This window comes from Paenibacillus sp. NPDC058071 (assembly GCF_042885235.1).
GTDB lineage: Bacteria > Bacillota > Bacilli > Paenibacillales > Paenibacillaceae > Pristimantibacillus.
This window is the reverse complement of record NZ_JBHVSK010000003.1, coordinates 399596-416875: the sequence shown is the minus strand read 5'-3', so window position 1 is coordinate 416875 and position 17280 is coordinate 399596. Positions and strand designations below refer to the sequence as shown.

The window sequence follows — 17280 nt, the reverse complement described above, 5'->3', positions numbered from 1 at the left end:
GGGGTTTTTTGTGTCGCTCAAAATGAAGGAGTCAACGGGGCGGGGCTTTGGATTGAACGGCTGCTTGTCGGACGTGGGCCATTGGTTGTGTATCGTTGTGTATCGTTGTGTATCGTTGTGTATCGTAATACAAAGCAACGTGCGGAATAGAAAGAATACTGCCATATGGAGGGGCAGATTTCTGCAAAGTTAGGCAGTTGATCGGCCTCGCTCAGGATTCGGTAGGGGCAGAGTAAAAAAACGGCACTCAGGGATGTCAGATTATGCGTCACTGTAAGCCGGAAAACCGTCTAACAGTGGCGAAAAACGAGCCTGCGCCCGTCTGTAAGCCGAAAAACCGTCTTACAGAGGCGAAAAACGAGTGTGCGCCCGTCTGTAAGCCGAAAAACCGTCTTACAGAGGCGAAAAACGAGTGCGCGCCCGTCTGTAAGCTGGAAAACCGTCTTACAGAGGCGAAAAACGAGTGTGCGCCCGTCTGTAAGCCGAAAAACCGTCTTACAGAGGCGAAAAACGAGTGCGAGCCCGTCTGTAAGACGGAAAACCGTCTTACAGAGATGAAAAACGAGCCAGCGCCCGTCTGTAAGCCGGAAAACCGTCTTACAGAGGCGAAAAACGAGCCAGCGCCCATCTGTAAGCCGGAAAACCGTCTTACAGATGTGAAAAACGAGCCAGCGCCCGTCTGTAAGCCGGAAAACCACTTCTGTAAGGCTTACAGAAGCTGAAAACTCCAAAGAGTTGAACTGTAAGGCTCCAAAGCGCCTTACAGAAGTAGAAAACGCGAAAGAGTTGAGCTGTAAGGCTCCAAAGTGCCTTACAGATGCAGAAAATGTTAAAAAGTTGAGCTGTAAGGCTCCAAAGCGCCTTACAGAAGCAGAAAACGCAAAAGAGTTGAGCTGTAAGGCTCCAAAGAGCCTTACAGAAGCAGAAAACACGAAAAAGTTGAGCTGTAAGGCTCCAAAGCGCCTTACAGAAAAGAAAAACACGAAAAAGTTGAGCTGTAAGGCTTCAAAGCGCCTTACAGAGATAAAAAGCGAGTCTGAACAAGTCTGCACTAGTCTGTGAGGTTGCAAACCGTCTCACAAAGAATGTTTAAGCACCGAACCGAGCCCTCTCTATTATTACTGCTATCTCGCGTAACCTCTATCCATTGGTTTAACTCTCAATCCCTTTTCGTAAAGCGAAGAAAAGCGTATTAGGACAATGACAGTTAAACGATCGTTCGGATTGATCATTATCAATCAAGCGCTTTCAAGTGCTGCATGCTACAATTAACGAAGAAACAGAAGCAGACAAATCCTTGAAAGAAGAGGGTGTTTTCTAATATGGAGAAGGTTAGAATCGGCATAGTCGGTTTAGGTAATATGGGTGCGGGTCACGCTAAGTATTTGATTGAGGGAAAAGTTAAAGGAGCAGTGCTGGCAGCCGTTACTGACGTTCGGCCGGAGCGCCTGCAGCAAGCGGAAGAGGAGTGGGGCGACGCAGTCAAGCGGTTCAGTGAGCCGGAGGCTATGTACAAGTCTGGCGAAATTGACGGAGTACTCATTTGCACGCCGCACTATGATCATCCGCAGCAGGCGATTGCCGCATTCGAAGCCGGACTTCATGTACTAATTGAGAAGCCGGCCGGCGTTTACACCCGTCAAGTCAGAGAGATGAACGAAAAGGCCGCCGCAAGCGGTAAAGTATTCGGTATTATGTACAACCAGCGCACCAATCCGCTGTACGCGAAGCTCAAAGAGCTGATTGCTTCTGGCGAGCTAGGAGAAGTGAGACGCACGAACTGGATCATTACAAACTGGTATCGTTCGCAAAGCTATTACGACTCTGGCGGCTGGCGTGCTACATGGGCGGGAGAAGGCGGAGGAGTCCTGATAAATCAAGACCCGCATCAGCTTGATTTATGGCAGTGGACGACCGGCTTGATGCCAAAGCGAGTCCGCGCCTTCTGCTCCTTCGGCAAGCATCGCGACATTGAGGTGGAAAATGATGTAACCGCCTATGTGGAGTACGACAACGGGGCGACCGGCGTGTTCGTTACGTCGACGTTTGAATCACCGGGAACAAACCGGTTTGAAATATCGGGCGATCGTGGAAAGATCGTCATCGAGGACAATCAGCTGACGTTCTGGCGTCTGCGCACGCCAGAGTCAGAGTTTAACCGTACGTTCAAAGGAGGCTTCGGCCAGCCAGAATGCTGGAAATGCGAGGTGCCGATTGCTGGCGAAGGCGGAGATCATCGGGCGATTACAGAAAATTGGGTTAGTGCAATTATGAACGGGACGACGCTGCTTGCGCCGGGAGAGGAAGGCATTAAAGGCTTAACGCTGTCGAACGCTATGCTGCTCTCTACTTGGACTGATCAATGGGTCGATCTGCCGATCGACGAGGAACAGTTCTACGAGAAGCTGCAGGAGCAGATCAAACAGTCGGGCAGCGGTAAAGACGCGTCGCAATACCGGAACTTGGACGTCGCAGGTACACACTAAACGGACTAAGGTATCGTCGCAATACCAGAACTTGGACGTCGCAGGCACACACTAAACGCACTAAGCGTATCGTCGCAATACCGGAACCTGGGCGTCATAGGCACACACTAAACGCACTAAGCGTATCGTCGCAATACCGGAACCTGGGCGTCATAGGCACACACTAAACGCACTAAGCGTATCGTCGCAATACCGGAACCTGGGCGTCATAGGCACACACTAAACGCACTAAGCGTATCGTCACAATACCGGAACTTGGACGTCGCAGGTACACACTAAACGGACTAAGGTATCGTCGCAATATCGGAACTTGGGTGCCACAGGTACGCACTATACACACTAACGTATCGTCGCAATACCAGAACTTGGACGTCGCAGGCACGCACTAAACACACTACGTATCGTCGCAATACCGGAACTTGGACGTCCCAGGCAGATACGCACTAAACGAACTAACTTACCCGGAGAGGAGAGGTTGGATTGTCGGCATCGAATGGCATGAACTACGCGCCGAAAGGCAAGCCGAGCGCGGTTGTCAAAGAAGGCGAATTTATAATAGCTGCGATGGCGCTTGACCATGGCCATATCTACGGCATGTGCAACGGTCTGCGCGAGGCGGGGGCTATAATCAAATGGGTATACGATCCCGATCCCGAAAAGGTGAAAACCTTTTGCGAGACCTATCCCGAAGCGCGGCCAGCGGCCTCGATTGAGCAAATTTTGCAGGACAGAGAAGTGCAGCTTGTAGCGGCGGCCGCCGTGCCCTGCGAGCGCGGACCGCTTGGCGTGAAGGTGATGCGTCACGGCAAGCATTATTTTACCGACAAAACGCCGTTTACTACAATGGCGCAGTTAGACGTAGCGAAAGCGGCGGCGACCGAGACGGGCCAGAAGTATGCGGTTTATTACAGCGAACGGCTTCATGTGGAAAGCGCTGAATTTGCCGGACAGCTCGTGAAGGGCGGGGCGATTGGTCGTGTTATTCACGTGATGGGACTAGGCCCGCACCGGTTGAATGCGTCCATGCGGCCGGATTGGTTTTTCGAGAAAAAGAAATACGGCGGCATTTTATGCGATATCGGCAGCCATCAGATTGAACAGTTTCTTTATTATGCCGACTGTCGAGACGCGACCGTGCAAGCCAGCAAAGTAGCAAATTACAACAACAAGCAGTATCCGGAGCTTGAAGACTACGGCGACGCTACACTGATCGGTGACAACGGGGCAACCAACTATTTACGCGTCGACTGGTTTACGCCGAACGGCTTGTCGGCCTGGGGCGATGGCCGGACGATGATCATCGGAACGGAAGGCTACATTGAGTTGCGTAAATATGTCGATATTACACGCAGCCGAGAAGGCGATCATCTGTATCTCGTCAATGGAGAAGGAGAGCATAAAATCGATGTGAAGGATAAGGTCGGTTTCCCTTATTTCGGAGCGCTTATTCTCGATTGTCTTAATGGTACGGAGTCAGCCATGACACAGGAACATACGTTTAAGGCCGCCGAGCTGTGCCTGCGTGCGCAGGAGCAGGCGATAAGGATTGAATAAAGTATGGATGCTATTAAAAAATGAACCCAAGAGCGCGGTGTGTTTCGTTGTATGGACATGATCAGGATGATGATCTCCGTATGCGATGGGTCGACAGATATAGAGTTTCAGCAACCAGGATGGACGTTTACAGCAGTACAAAAACAGCGAGCAAACTGACGATGGAACTGTCAATGAAACTGAAAATAAAGCTGAAGATAATAAAGTGAATCGAGAGGGGCGGAAACGGATGAAACTTTCCGTATTTACAGTGGCGACGCCGGAGTTTACGCCGGAGCAATTGGCCGAGGCGGCAGCTTCAGCGGGCTTGTCGGCAATCGAGTGGCGCTATAAGGAAGCGCCGGAAGGAGCGGAGAGCCAAGCCCCTTCCTTCTGGGGAAACAATTTATGCACGCTGCTGCCTTCCGGCGGCGACGCGATGGTCGAACGGCTGCGGCAAGCGGCTGCAGACCACGGACTGAAATCGATCAGCCTGACGCCTTATTTACAGGCAGGCGACTTGGAAGAAACAGAAGAAGTGCTGCGGAAGGCGGCGCTGATTGGCGCATCGTTCATTAGGCTTGGCGTACCGGCTTACGACCGAACCCGACCGTTCCACGAACTGTTCGAGCTGGAACGCCGCTACTTGCGCGAAGCGGAGAAGCTATGCGCGAAGTACGGAGTGAAAGGGCTCATTGAAACGCATCATCAGACGATTTCGGCTAGCGCGTCGGCGGCTTACCGGCTTTGCGAGGGTCTTAATCCCGATCACATCGGGGTCTTGTTTGACCCAGGCAATATGGTGCATGAAGGTTTTGAAAATTTCCGCATGGGCATCGAACTGCTCGGTCCTTATTTGGCGCATGTCCATGTGAAAAATGCAGGCTGGAGCATCGACGGTCAGCTTGCAGACGGCAGTGCGCAGTGGGTATCGAAATGGGTCGGCTTAAAGGAAGGCGTCGTTCCTTGGCAGCAAGTGATCGAAGATTTACAGTCGGTCGGATATGACGGCTATCTGGGCATCGAAGATTTCAGCGGCCAGTTTAGCGATTCTGCGGATATGCTGAATCATTTTGCCGCTTATATGAATGAACTGCTCCAAGGGAAGTAGGCGACATGCTTGATTTTACGTATTACGCCACTCACCCGATCGAGCCTGTGTTCCACTCTCATCCATACTACGAGGTTTATTATTTCCACGAAGGCAGCTGCAATTATTTGATCGGCGACAGTATCTATAAACTTGCTCCGGGCGATCTTATCATTATGTATGGGATGACGCTTCATTGCGCCAAAATAAATCCTTCCGTCCCGTATATCCGCTCGATCATTCATTTCGAGCCGGGACTTATCAAACCGCTGCTCGACATGCCGGGGGCAGTTCAACTGCTGGAGCCGTTTCAGCGGCTCAAAAATTACAGGCTCCGATTGCAGGATGAAGCTAAAAAGGAAGTCGAAGACATTCTCGCATTAATGCATAAGCATGAGCAGCAGGGAGGAGAAATCGGAGAAGGCAGGCTGCGGCTTGCATTCGCCGATTTGCTTCATCTGATATTCGCCGAATGCGCGCAGCCGCTCCGAGAACGCCAGGATTTTTCAAGCGAGAAAGAGTCCTCGGTTCAGCGCATCATTACGCTGCTTGAGCAAAGCTACAAAGACGATTTGCACATGGAGCAGCTTGAAGAGCAGCTTCATATGAGCAAGTCGTACTTGTCTAAGCTGTTTAAAGAAGTGACCGGTGTTACGATCTTTAACTATATATACCGGAGAAGAATAAATGAAGCGAAAATGCTGTTTTTGCTTGAGCCGGAGCTTTCGGTTACTGAGGTCGGCTTCCGTCTCGGCTTCAAACATCTGGCCCACTTCAGCCGTCTGTTTAAGCAATATACGGGCGTGTCTCCGGAGCAGTTTAAACGGCAGGAAGGCAGGAGCGCATTGCCGTTGGGGGCCGAACAACTGGTGTAAAGCCTTTGCGAGCGGCAAACAGCCAAGTCCCAGGGAAAAGCGTTCCGAAGACTAGCCAAGCAAGCCAAGCAAACCAAGCAAACCAAGCAAACCAAGCAAACCAAGCAAACCAAGCAAACCAAGCAAACCAAGCAAACCAAGCAAACCAAGCAAACCAAGCAAACCGAGCAAACCAAGCAAACCAAGCAAGCTAAGCAAGCCAAGCAAGCAAGCCAAGCAAGCAAGCAAGCCAAGCAAGCCAAGCAAGCCAAGCAAACCAAGCAAGCTAAACAAGCTAAGCAAGATAAGCAAGCCAAACAAGCCAAGCAAGCCTCATATTGCAGGCGCCGCATTGGGGCCTTACGGCGCTATAACAGGCAACTGGTATATGGCGGCTGCCATCGTAGTACGTCCGGTCCGTAACGCTACCCCACATTTTCAGTAAACGTCTGCTCTCGATATAAAGCCAGAAAAATAAAGCGGTTGACGACAGCCGCTTTATTCGATATTCTAAAACTAACAACATTAGTTTTAAGTGAAAGGTGGTTAGTTTTATGAAAATGACAAAACATCAATCGATATATCAGCTTACGTATTTGCCAAACCTGTTTCCGGTAAATTGCTACTTGATCGAGGAGGAAGATGGATTGACGCTTATTGATGCCGCTATGCCTGGGAACGCAGCCGCAATTTTGAACGCTGCATCAAGCATCGGCAAGCCAATCGTGCGTATTGTATTGACGCATGCGCACAGCGATCATATAGGCGCACTCGACGCATTGAAGGATAAGCTGCCCGAAGCGAAGGTGTATATTTCCGAACGGGATGCCCGTCTGCTGCGCGGCGATCGCACGCTTGATCCGGCCGAAGGGAATTTGCCGATCAAGGGCGGCGTGCCTAAGCCGGGAGCCATTCGCACCGTTCCAGATACGCTGCTGCGCGGAGGCGACAGGATCGGCTCGCTGCTGGCCGTCACAGCGCCGGGGCATACGCCGGGCTCGATAGCTTTCTTGGACACCCGGGGAGGAGAATTGATTGCCGGGGACGCGTTTCAAATTCGCGGAGGATTGGCCGTATCCGGCCAGCTGCAGTGGCGTTTTCCTTTTCCCGCATTGGCAACTTGGAACAAGCAGGTCGCATTGGACAGTGCCCGCAAGCTGAAGGATTTGCAGCCGACTCTGCTTGCTGCTGGACACGGCAGCTGGATTCACCATCCAGAGGAACGAATGAATCTCGCGATTGCAGCGGCAGAGGCGCGAATGGCCGGCGCATCGCGGTAGAAAGCTTAAAGAAAGGAGGGCAACACACATGTCGCCTCGAGCAGGAATTGATTTGCCTATTATTGTACAAGCGGCAGCGGAACTGGCCGACGAGCGGGGCTTGCAGGAAGTGACGCTCGCGTCGCTTGCCCAAAAGCTTGGCGTTCGTTCGCCTTCCCTCTACAACCATATCGACGGACTTGGCGGGCTGCGGATCAAGCTTGCTATTCACGGACTGAAAATAATGCGGGAGCAGCTGCTGCGAGCCGCGGCTGGCCGCTCCGGCGAGGAAGCGGCGCTTGCGTTGGGTCGGGCGTATATCGAGTTTGCGCTGGCCCGCCCCGGTTTGTACGAAGCGGCTCTTGCGCCGCATCAGCAAGAGGACGGCGAATTGAAGGAAGTCAGCGACGAACTCCTCGAACTGCTGCTTCGCATCGTCGAAGCTTACGATTTGGAGCGCCAAACGGCTATTCATTTGGCCAGAGGACTTCGCAGCTTGCTTCACGGCTTCGCATCGTTGAAGAGCAAAGGCGGATTCGGCCTGCCTTACGATTTGACCGACAGCATCGACACGGCGCTGCGCGCATATTTAGCAGGCATTCGCAACCAATATTCAAATTCCAAGTCGTCCTAGTCCCCTCTATTTCCTGCCTGCTTTCGTCATATATGGGCTTCCTCCTGGAGTAAGTATTAGCATGAACACTTACGAAGGGCAGGAGGGGATGAATTTGTCCGAAAAAAGATTGCCTCGCAATTCGCTGCTGTCGCTTGGCGGCTTGTTGTTTCCGATTGTGGTGCACGGCATTCATATGCTGCTGCCGCTTCTCGTTTCTGGTGGGGCAACGTTGGCGGGAAGCGTCCATCGTCATCAGAACGGCGGCGGCAGCTTGCCCGATCCGTTCATGGATGCGCTTATTCTCGGCATTACGGTTATTTCGTCTTTATTTACGCTGTGGTATTTGTATCGCATTTGGTCCCGCAAGGAGTGCAGCCGGGCAGCGGCTTGGGGATATACGTTCATTTCTGTTTTATGCTTTGCGCTAATTCTTGTTCTTCTGTAAAAAACGCCATGGTCCCAAAATTTCGGTTGCGCTTCCCGCTGTTCTCTGCTCTAATGAGAATGAAAGTGCAGACAGCAACTCGAACAGAGCGGAAGAAGGGAATAGCTCTCCATGGAGACGAAAGGCAGCGTATACAAATTTGGCTTGCAGATGACGCCGCGCGTATGGCATAACGCCAAAATCGACTTGGGCACATCGCTTTTATTCAGCTTATTTAATGTCGTATTAAATCAGTTTTTTATGCCGTTTGCGATTCAGCAAGGCGCAAGCAACGTACAGGTAGGGCTGTTATCGGCGGCTCCCGCCGTCGGTCTGCTTTTCTCTCCTTTGTGGGCGGGTATTATTGAGAAATGGGGCAATCCGAAGCCTTTTGTTATTATTCCGAATATGATCGGCAGAACGCTGCTGTTGTTGCCCGCCATCTTTCCCGATCCGGCCGTCTATGTAATGACCGCTATCGTGTTCCAACTGCTGATGGGCATACAGTCACCCGCATACGCGGCTCTGATCTCCCGAATGTATCCGGGTGATGTGCGCGGCCGATTAATGGGATACGTTCGCGTCGCGATGGGCGGCTTGATGATTCCGCTTGCTTACATCGTTGGCAACTGGGCGGATGCGGCAGGGCCGGGCTGGCCGCTGGCGGTCGCTTCACTGACAGGGCTCTGCTCTATTTTCTTATTCAATACGGTTAAAATGCCGAAAACGGCACCGGCTGTCGATTCCGCAAAAGCGAAGCCTGCCGGCGGCGGCCGGTTCCGGGTGCGAGAGCAATGGGAGCTGGTCAAAGGAAACCGAACGCTTGCCGTCATGCTGGTGGCCACGAGCCTGTCCGGCTTCGGCAACATGCTGAGCAATCCGCTTTATCAGCTTATTCAAGTGAATGTGCTTGAGCTGACGAATTCACAAATCGGCTATGCTAGAGTATCCTATTTTACGATGCTGCTCCTCACCTATTGGGTGGCAGGCACGATGATCGACCGCTACCCGATTAAGTACGTGCTGGCATGCGGCATCGCTGCTTATGCGATCGTTCCGATGCTTTATGGCTTATGGGGAACGTACCCGGCCGTTATTTTGGGCAACGGTATTCAAGGGATAGGGGAGGCGATATGGGATATCGGCATCCTTTCCTTTATTTTTCGTCTGGCGCCAGGGCGGGAAGCGGTCGTATTCGGCATCCATCTCATGTTGTTCGGGATTCGGGGAACGGTCGGCCCATTGCTTGGTGCGAGCTTATCCGGCAGCGTTTCATTGACCGTTATATTGATCGCTGCATCCGTATGCGGCTGGCTAGGCGTTCTTGTGTTTTTGTCCGGTAATCGCAGCCGTCCGCGCAAGCAGACAGTTACGCAATCGATATAATAAACTTCATCCTTCCAAAAAGCTCGTCCCGTTCCGGGGCGGGCTTTCCCTTTGGCGATCCAACATGTTCAAAACGTTCATGTCATGTTCATATTGAAATGCTACACTGCAACCGTCAACTTCATAACAAATGATTGAGGTAGAAGGGACGGTTGATTACATTGAAAAAAAACGGTTGGAAACTCATAATTGGAGCAGTTTTGCTTGCCACGGCCGTTAGCGGCTGCGGAGGCGCGGGCGGATCGGATAAGACGGATGCGCAGAGCGGCATTCAAGGTGAGATGCCAGGGCAGCGGCGTCCGGAAGGAGGTATGGCAATGAACGGAACGCTTGGGAAAATCAAATCGATCGACGGCAAAACGATGGTTATATACCAGTCGTCGTTTTCTCCCGGACAGCGCCCGGAAGGCGGACCGGACGGGGAAGCGCCGCCGCGAGGCGGCGAACAAGGCCAATTTCGCGATCGCAAGCAAGCGCCGGAGAGAGCAGAAGGTAGAGACATGCCGGAAGAGATGTTTTCGAACGAGACGATGGAAGTCGAATTATCCGACTCAACGACGGTTACGGAGACGTCATTCGCGAATGGCGAACGAGTGGAGGAGAACAGATCAATTGCCGATTTAAAAGAAGGCGATACGGTTTTCGTAACACTGAAAGAAGGTACACAGCAAGCGGAGGCGATCCGAATCGGCGGGATAGGCGGCTTCGGCGGTTTCGGAGGCGGCCCGAGAGCGGGCGGCAATGGCAATACCGGCGGGAAATAAACAATAAAGAGGCGAGCAACAACAAAACCTCCTACGGATATGGAAAAAATCCGAGGAGGTTTTATTTGTACAAGCAGCAATATTTCCATTAATACAGCGAAATCGTAAGCGTGTCTTTTTCGTAGAGCGAATGCAGCGTCGCTTCACTGCCGATGATCTCAACGCTGATGAGCGACTTAATACAGTTTTTCAACGCATTTTTGCCGGTTGTTAGCTTGCGATTCAATACGTCGGACAGTTTCTCGATTGCTTTTTTATTAGTGTCGGTAAAATAGACGGGAATTGTTTGCTCATTGAACAGAATCATTGTTTTCATAACAGGATCCTCCATTCCGGGGTTAAAAATAAAATTGATATCCGCCAGTATGCGGGCATCTGCGATCGTTATTAAAATAGTATTGTACCCTATACGACATCAACCGGAAAAAAGTTTCGATTTTCCCTTGAAAATGCACCAATGGCGAGGAAAACAACTAACTTTCTTCCACATGCTACTATCATAAACGAAATTAATTAATTTTATCTTAAAAAACAATTAGATTTTGGTTACAAAATGATGTCTCAGCGTCGTTTCTGCTTGATTTTATGCCGTTTCGGCCGTATAAGAAGGGGGACGCTCGTTCATGTTAAGAGTGTCTGTCAACGGTTACCGAAGTGCCGCGACGCAGGCAGCAATAGGGCTCCATAAGGGAATGACAAAAATGCATATAAAAAGGCTAAAAAATCACCTGTTTTTTTGCCGGATTAGCCCTTTATAATGGTAATCGAACAACAAAATCACATGAGACATCCATAGAATAAGCTAAGGAGACGATGATCCGATGAAACGTTTGGGGATTGGGCTGCAGCTCTATACGCTGCGCGACGTAATTGGCGATGACTTGGAAGGCACGCTGCGGAAGGTCGCGGCAATAGGATACGAGGGCGTTGAGTTTGCCGGCTACGGCGGCATCGAAGCGGATAGAATGCGTGATTTGCTCGAAGAGCTTGGTTTAAAAGCGATTGGCAACCACGTTTCGCTTGAAAACTTGGAGACGAAGCTGGACGAAGAAATTGCTTACTTGAAAACAATTGGAGCTCAATATGCGATTTGCCCATGGCTGCCGGAAGACCGTCGTTCGGCTGAAGCCTGGCTTAAGCTGTTCGTAGATTTCGAGCAATATGGAAAGCGGTTTCGGGAAGCGGGCATCGATTTCTGCTATCACAACCACGAATTCGAATTTGAAGTCGAAGTGGACGGAAAATTTGTATTCGACGCGCTGTATAATCGAATCGACGCCGACTTTTTGAAAGTGGAAATGGATTTGGGCTGGGTTCAATACGCGGGACAAGACCCGCTTGCTTATATTTCTAAGTATGCTAACCGCTTGCCGCTGCTTCATCTGAAAGATTTCCGCAAAGGTGACGGAACTCCAGGCAAGCGCATCGACACGGTTGAGCTTGGCCGCGGCGATCTTGATTTGCTGCCGCTTATCGAGCGTGCAGGCGAATCCGGCGTTGAATGGGTTATCGTGGAACAGGACGTATGCGCTAACCCGCCGCTTGAATCGGTAGCGGAAAGCATGGAATGGCTGAAAAACAATTATTTAAGTAAAATCTAAACTACGGATATTTAGAAGGGGCAGGGGAAACGATGAGTAAAGTAAGAGTAGCGGTAATTGGTTGCGGATCGATTTCGAAACATCGTCATATTCCGGAGTATGCAAGCAACGAGAACGTTGAGCTTGTTGCATTTGTCGATCCAGTCATTGAACGGGCGGAAGCTTATGCGGCTCAGCATGGCGGCAAAGCGTTTGCCGACTATGCAACAATGCTTGCTGAAATCAAGCCAGATGCGGTAAGCGTATGTACGCCTAACGCAACGCATGCTCCAATTTCCATTGCTGCAGCAAATGCAGGCGCGCATGTACTTGTCGAGAAGCCAATGGCTTCCACAGACGAGGAAGCGAAAGCGATGATCGAAGCGGCGGCTGCCAACGGCGTTAAGCTGATGGTCGGACACAACCAGCGCTTCATGCCTCCTCACGTGAAGGCAAAGCAAATTTTGCAATCCGGTGTGCTCGGCAAAGTGCTGACGTTCAGAACTTCTTTTGGCCATCCGGGTCCGGACGGCTGGAGCGTCGACGGCGCAGCTAGCTGGTTCTTCCGTAAAAACGAAGCAATTATGGGCGCGATGGGCGACTTGGGCGTTCACAAATCCGATTTGATCCGTTGGCTGCTTGAAGACGAAGTTTCCGAAGTGGCGGCGTTCATTGCAACGCTGGATAAACCGGGCGATGTAGACGACAACGCGAACGTTATTTTGCGTATGAACAAAGGCGCGATCGGCTCGCTGGTTGCAAGCTGGACGTATTACAAAGGCGAAGACAACAGCACGATTCTGTGGTGTGAGAATGGCGTTATGAAAATCGGCACGCATCCTGAAGATCAAGTCATTATTGAGCTGCGTGATGGAACGATTGAAAAGCACAACGTCGGCGGCATCTCGACGAACGAGAAGCAGCTCTCGAGCTTTGTCATCGATTCTTTTATCGACTCCATTGTAAGCGGCAGCGCAGTTGCGGTGCCAGGCGAAGAAGGACGGAAATCGCTTAACGTGATTTTGAGCGCCTTCGAATCGCAAGCAACGGGTCAATTTATTAAGCTGAACTAATTCCAACGAAATGGAATAACGATTCAAGCCTATACCTGCGACGGGGAACGCCTCCGTCGCAGGTATTATTTTTTGTTTACTATCTTGCATTGTAGAATAGCGTATGCTACATTAAAAATGGTTGAGAACAAGATGATACAGGCAACTCTCACTTACTATTCAACATAGCATAATAGCTTTCAATACAGTATAGATGGGGGCAATCATCAGATGAATGTGCAGTTTAAGAAAGGGGTATTGGAGATATGCGTGTTAGTCTTGGCGGCGAAGGAGGATCGATACGGCTACGAACTGGCAGTTAAAATTTCCGAGAAGTTCGAAGTAGCCGTAGGCAGTGTCTACCCGCTGCTCAATCGGCTAACGCAGGACGGTTATTTCTCTACTTATTTAAAGGAGTCGACAGAAGGGCCGCCGCGAAAATATTACCGGCTGACAGAGCAGGGATGGCATCATATGCGCGCGCAAATCGATGAGTGGTCCGTCTTTACAAATGCGGTTAACAAAATTATTGAGGAGGGGCTCGAATTATGAGCATAAGAGAGCAATATATGCTTGAACTGGAAGGGCTGCTGAAGGAAGTGCCGGCGCAGCTTCGCCAGGAATGGCTGTATGATTATTATAATCATTTTGAGCAAGCTAATAAAAACGGGCAAACCGAAGCGGAAGCGGCAATGGAATTGGGCGACCCGCGAACGATTGCCTACGAATTGCTGCTAGGCTTTCGCGTAGAGCAAGCAGAACGGAGCAAGAGCTTTGCCAAGCTATCCAAAGCCGTATTTGCAACGATGGGTATCGGCTTTTTTAATGTCATTTTCGTATTGGTTCCGTATATTGCTTTGTGCGCTTTATTATTGGCTTTGTGGATGACCGCCGTCGCACTGGCCGCCGGCAGCATCATCGTGACGATCGACAGCGTTAATTCCGGAGCATTTACACTGCAGCAGGCCTTATCGCTTGGTTTGATTGGCTTGGGGCTCGCGATGTTGCTGGCGGTATGGCTGTTTAAGCTGACCCGGAAATTTTTCGCGGTGACGCTGAAGTACTTGAAGTACAATCGAAAGCTGATGAGGGGGAATCAGGCTTGAAGAAATGGTTGATAAGCGGTCTGTTAATACTCGGAGTCGGGATTATCGGTGCCTTACTATCCTTTAATGGAACGGATTGGCGCAATTTTGGCACTAAGCCTTATTTTGAAGAAAAAACGGTAGATCTCGGTGATGCAAGAAAGCTTCATATAGAAAGCGTTTCGTTGGACGTGAAAGTGATACCCGGAAATGGACAAATGGTCGTCGTTCGCCTTGAGGGCAAAGCAAGTCCGAAATTTCACGATAACTTTGCATTCTCCGCAGAACGGGCAGGCGACACGATTGAGATCGAAAGCAGTATGGACAATTACATATCCTTCGGTCTCAATATCGTAGATGTGAAGCTGACCGTGGAACTGCCGAAGCAGTCCTGGGATGAAATGACGCTGGAGAGCAGGAGCGGCAATATACTTGTGCGTGAGCTTGAGGCAAAAGGAGTCAAAATCAACATGAATTCCGGCAATTCGGTTATCGAGAAGATTCATGCCGCAACGCTTGATTTTGCAGGAACGAGCGGAAATTTGAAAATCATTGATACGGATACTGAACAGCTTAACTTTAAGTTGAACAGCGGCAATGCCGTGGTAAGTAATACGACTGGCGTTACAAAAGGAAAAACGAACAGCGGCAATATTGTGTTCCGGACGGATTCGCTTCAGCATTCGCTGACGCTGCAAGCGCGCACGGGCAATATTAACGTCGAAACGAATCAAGAGCCGGCAAGCGCATGGCTGAAGGCGACCGTGAGTTCAGGGAATATCAAAAACAATTGGAGCGGGTTAGCTGCCGACGCACAAAGTGAACATTCGCTTACTGGAGGTATAGGCGGTGCGAATAGCAACGCGGCGCTTGTTGTCGAGCTGGAGACGACCTCCGGGAACATTCGAGTAGGCCGTTAATAGTTTGAGTAATAAAGATAGAACCGTCAACGAGCATGAATAATGCCGTCTTGACGGTTCTTTTTTGTACTGATATATGGGGAAAGCAGCGTTGAAAACGTTTTCTGAATGTATTCTAATCTTTCTTAGCATCTATACCGAGCGTATATCAAATTCGATTGCAATTCCTTAGTCTCTGCTTGTTTTCATCGTTTTGAGGCAAAAGTGAGCACTTTCTAATAAACACGAAAATATGCAGCTTTTATTAGGAAAACACGATTATTACCAGTTTTTGAGCCGTGAAACGGTTTTAAAGCCCATGTTACGATAGGTTGCGTCAAGAGGAACCACACAAGACACATCGACAAGGCATCATATCACATACATTATGAGGAGGACGATTTACTTGAAAAAGATGCAAACTTTACGTGTTGGTATTGCTAGTGTAGCGGCGGCGGCATTGATTGGCACTGGGGTGGGAGCAACTAACGTAAGCGCAGCTCCTGCAGCAAACACTAACGTAACGGCAAAAACATTTACGGTCAGCAATTTCAATAACGACCTTCTAAAACAAATCGCCGATCAATACGGCATTGATTTGAGCAAAATTTCGTTTAACGGCATTACAATTACTTTCCCAGGCGCTAACAACGGTGCCGGTACAGTAACGAAGCCGGACACTGGCAACAACGGTTCGACGACGAAACCGGACACAGGCAATAACGGTTCGACAACGAAGCCGGGCACAGGCAATAACGGTTCGACGACGAAGCCGGGCACAGGCAATAACGGTTCGACAACGAAGCCGGGCACGGGCAATAACGGTTCGACGACGAAGCCAGGCACGGGCAACAACGGTTCCACGACGAAGCCGGACACAGGCAACAATGGATCTGCATCGCTTAGCGAGTTCCAGCAACAAGTTGTTAATCTCGTCAACCAAGAGCGTGCAAAAGGCGGCTTGTCTCCACTGACGGTCGACACGCTGCTGACGAAAGTAGCGCAGGAAAAAGCGAGAGATATGGACGTTAACAAATATTTCAGCCATACTTCTCCGACGTACGGATCGCCATTTGATATGATGAAACAATTTGGCGTTACCTATTCCTATGCCGGTGAGAACATTGCTGCTGGCCAAAGAACGCCTCAAGAAGTTATGAATGCCTGGATGAACAGCCCAGGACACCGCCAAAACATTATGAGCCCGAACTTCAAAAAAATTGGTGTCGGTTTTGTAAACAACCAATGGGTGCAAGAGTTTACTGGCTAAGTTTGATGCGCAATGAAACGATCAAAGCGTCAGGCTGAGAAGCCTGACGCTTTCATTTTAAGAGCGAAATGCTTCATAACTTTAAATGCTCTGTATGCAGACATGAGGAGGAAATGATGAAGAAGACGATAATTACGGCTTCCGCTTTTGGTTTGTTACTTATTTTGATGGCCGCAGGGTTGGTTAATGCAGCTACATATCAGACGTCAGCCGATGGCTCTCCGTTTGAAACTGCCGATCATTCGGACATGCAGCCGCTTGCCGGCAGCACTGTTCATGCCATGAGTGCGGGAACGGTTATGCTGTTAAGTGCTGCTAAAGAAGAGGAGAAAAAGCGAGCTGCAGCCGCTGCGGAGACGAGACAATCGGCACGCATGCTGGTAGCTGACAACAAAAAAACGATTGCCGAGAAGGAACGCGAGAAACAGACGGCAAGCGTAAAAGCGGCTGCTAAAAAGGAAACGGCTGTCGTTTTGGATGCAAAGACAAGTAAAGCGGCTAAGGCGCAAACGGCAAAAAAACCGGTTGCCAAAAAGGAGCCGGCAAAATTGAAGACGAGCAAAAAAACATCCGGGCAAAAGTCGTCCTCCGCAGCTGGAGCCAGCAAAATTACCGTTAATGGAACGGAGCATTCGTACAGCAACAAGCTATCGATCGTAGCAACTGCATACAGCGCGGCCGCATCAGAGAACGGCGGCTGGGGAGCGGTCGATTACTTTGGAAATCCGCTTGCCGTCGGCACCATCGCAGTTGACCCCAATGTCATTCCACTGGGTACGAAAGTCTACGTTTCCGGATATAATCATGCCGGATTGCCAAGCGGCGGTATGATTGCATACGCGAAGGATACCGGCGGAGCGATTAAAGGCAACCGCATTGATATTTTTGTACCGGGCACATCGCAGCAAGTCAGCACGTTCGGCTATCAGAACGTAAGCGTTTTTATACTGAAATAGTCAGGAAGGCCAGGAGGCCGGGCATT

The 17280-nt window shown here is 50.3% G+C and carries 19 protein-coding genes; 17 read left to right on the top strand and 2 right to left on the bottom strand.

Features of this window, described 5'->3' with window-relative positions:
* Positions 1-263 precede the first annotated feature (263 nt).
* The 5 genes from ACFVTB_RS07350 (at position 264) to ACFVTB_RS07330 (ending at position 5984) form a co-directional block, all read left to right on the top strand.
* On the top strand, positions 264-722 hold the full coding sequence (locus tag ACFVTB_RS07350) for a hypothetical protein (protein WP_387746863.1): 459 nt from the start codon (positions 264-266) through the stop codon (positions 720-722).
* Between the two features lie 600 nt (positions 723-1322).
* Entirely contained in the window at positions 1323-2486 is a 1164-nt protein-coding gene (locus tag ACFVTB_RS07345; protein WP_387746861.1) for a Gfo/Idh/MocA family protein, read from the top strand.
* A 480-nt stretch (positions 2487-2966) separates the two neighbouring features.
* A complete protein-coding gene (locus ACFVTB_RS07340; RefSeq protein WP_387746859.1) occupies positions 2967-4040 on the top strand; it encodes a Gfo/Idh/MocA family protein in 1074 nt (357 codons plus the stop codon).
* Positions 4041-4269: 229 nt separating this feature from the next.
* Positions 4270-5130, top strand: coding sequence for a sugar phosphate isomerase/epimerase family protein (locus ACFVTB_RS07335; RefSeq protein WP_387746857.1), 861 nt, complete (start codon positions 4270-4272; stop codon positions 5128-5130).
* Between the two features lie 5 nt (positions 5131-5135).
* Positions 5136-5984: an AraC family transcriptional regulator gene (locus ACFVTB_RS07330; RefSeq protein WP_387746855.1), complete on the top strand. Its 849-nt coding sequence runs from the start codon at positions 5136-5138 to the stop codon at positions 5982-5984.
* 51 nt (positions 5985-6035) lie between these two features.
* Here ACFVTB_RS07330 and ACFVTB_RS07325 read toward each other — a convergent pair whose 3' ends face one another.
* Positions 6036-6284 carry a hypothetical protein gene (locus ACFVTB_RS07325; protein ID WP_387746853.1) on the bottom strand — a complete coding sequence of 83 codons (249 nt, stop codon included), beginning with the start codon at positions 6282-6284 and terminating at the stop codon, positions 6036-6038.
* Positions 6285-6517: 233 nt separating this feature from the next.
* Between ACFVTB_RS07325 and ACFVTB_RS07320 the strand changes: the two genes are divergently transcribed.
* The 5 genes from ACFVTB_RS07320 (at position 6518) to ACFVTB_RS07300 (ending at position 10412) form a co-directional block, all read left to right on the top strand.
* Positions 6518-7243 carry an MBL fold metallo-hydrolase gene (locus tag ACFVTB_RS07320; RefSeq protein ID WP_387746851.1) on the top strand — a complete coding sequence of 242 codons (726 nt, stop codon included), beginning with the start codon at positions 6518-6520 and terminating at the stop codon, positions 7241-7243.
* Positions 7244-7271: 28 nt separating this feature from the next.
* Complete coding sequence (locus tag ACFVTB_RS07315) at positions 7272-7856, top strand: TetR/AcrR family transcriptional regulator (protein WP_387746849.1); 585 nt, start codon at positions 7272-7274, stop codon at positions 7854-7856.
* A gap of 61 nt (positions 7857-7917) precedes the next feature.
* Positions 7918-8283 carry a hypothetical protein gene (locus ACFVTB_RS07310; RefSeq protein ID WP_387746847.1) on the top strand — a complete coding sequence of 122 codons (366 nt, stop codon included), beginning with the start codon at positions 7918-7920 and terminating at the stop codon, positions 8281-8283.
* A 111-nt stretch (positions 8284-8394) separates the two neighbouring features.
* A complete protein-coding gene (locus ACFVTB_RS07305) occupies positions 8395-9648 on the top strand; it encodes an MFS transporter (protein WP_387746845.1) in 1254 nt (417 codons plus the stop codon).
* Between the two features lie 152 nt (positions 9649-9800).
* Positions 9801-10412: a hypothetical protein gene (locus ACFVTB_RS07300; protein WP_387746843.1), complete on the top strand. Its 612-nt coding sequence runs from the start codon at positions 9801-9803 to the stop codon at positions 10410-10412.
* Positions 10413-10500: 88 nt separating this feature from the next.
* Here the strand turns inward: ACFVTB_RS07300 and ACFVTB_RS07295 are convergent, their stop codons facing one another.
* Positions 10501-10728: a 3-dehydroquinate dehydratase gene (locus ACFVTB_RS07295; protein WP_387746841.1), complete on the bottom strand. Its 228-nt coding sequence runs from the start codon at positions 10726-10728 to the stop codon at positions 10501-10503.
* A 505-nt stretch (positions 10729-11233) separates the two neighbouring features.
* Between ACFVTB_RS07295 and ACFVTB_RS07290 the strand changes: the two genes are divergently transcribed.
* The 7 genes from ACFVTB_RS07290 (at position 11234) to ACFVTB_RS07260 (ending at position 17254) form a co-directional block, all read left to right on the top strand.
* Complete coding sequence (locus tag ACFVTB_RS07290) at positions 11234-12013, top strand: sugar phosphate isomerase/epimerase family protein (RefSeq protein WP_387746839.1); 780 nt, start codon at positions 11234-11236, stop codon at positions 12011-12013.
* Positions 12014-12045: 32 nt separating this feature from the next.
* A complete protein-coding gene (locus tag ACFVTB_RS07285; RefSeq protein ID WP_387746837.1) occupies positions 12046-13065 on the top strand; it encodes a Gfo/Idh/MocA family protein in 1020 nt (339 codons plus the stop codon).
* Positions 13066-13275: 210 nt separating this feature from the next.
* Positions 13276-13596, top strand: coding sequence for a PadR family transcriptional regulator (locus tag ACFVTB_RS07280; protein ID WP_387746835.1), 321 nt, complete (start codon positions 13276-13278; stop codon positions 13594-13596).
* Positions 13593-14150, top strand: a complete 558-nt coding sequence (locus tag ACFVTB_RS07275; protein WP_387746833.1) for an HAAS signaling domain-containing protein — start codon at positions 13593-13595, stop codon at positions 14148-14150. The genes ACFVTB_RS07280 and ACFVTB_RS07275 overlap by 4 nt, the downstream gene beginning before the upstream one ends.
* Entirely contained in the window at positions 14147-15049 is a 903-nt protein-coding gene (locus ACFVTB_RS07270) for a DUF4097 family beta strand repeat-containing protein (protein WP_387746831.1), read from the top strand. Before ACFVTB_RS07275 ends, ACFVTB_RS07270 begins: the two co-directional genes overlap by 4 nt.
* A 394-nt stretch (positions 15050-15443) precedes the next feature.
* On the top strand, positions 15444-16298 hold the full coding sequence (locus ACFVTB_RS07265; RefSeq protein WP_387747047.1) for a CAP domain-containing protein: 855 nt from the start codon (positions 15444-15446) through the stop codon (positions 16296-16298).
* A gap of 116 nt (positions 16299-16414) precedes the next feature.
* On the top strand, positions 16415-17254 hold the full coding sequence (locus tag ACFVTB_RS07260) for a 3D domain-containing protein (protein WP_387746829.1): 840 nt from the start codon (positions 16415-16417) through the stop codon (positions 17252-17254).
* The last annotated feature ends 26 nt before the right edge of the window (positions 17255-17280 follow it).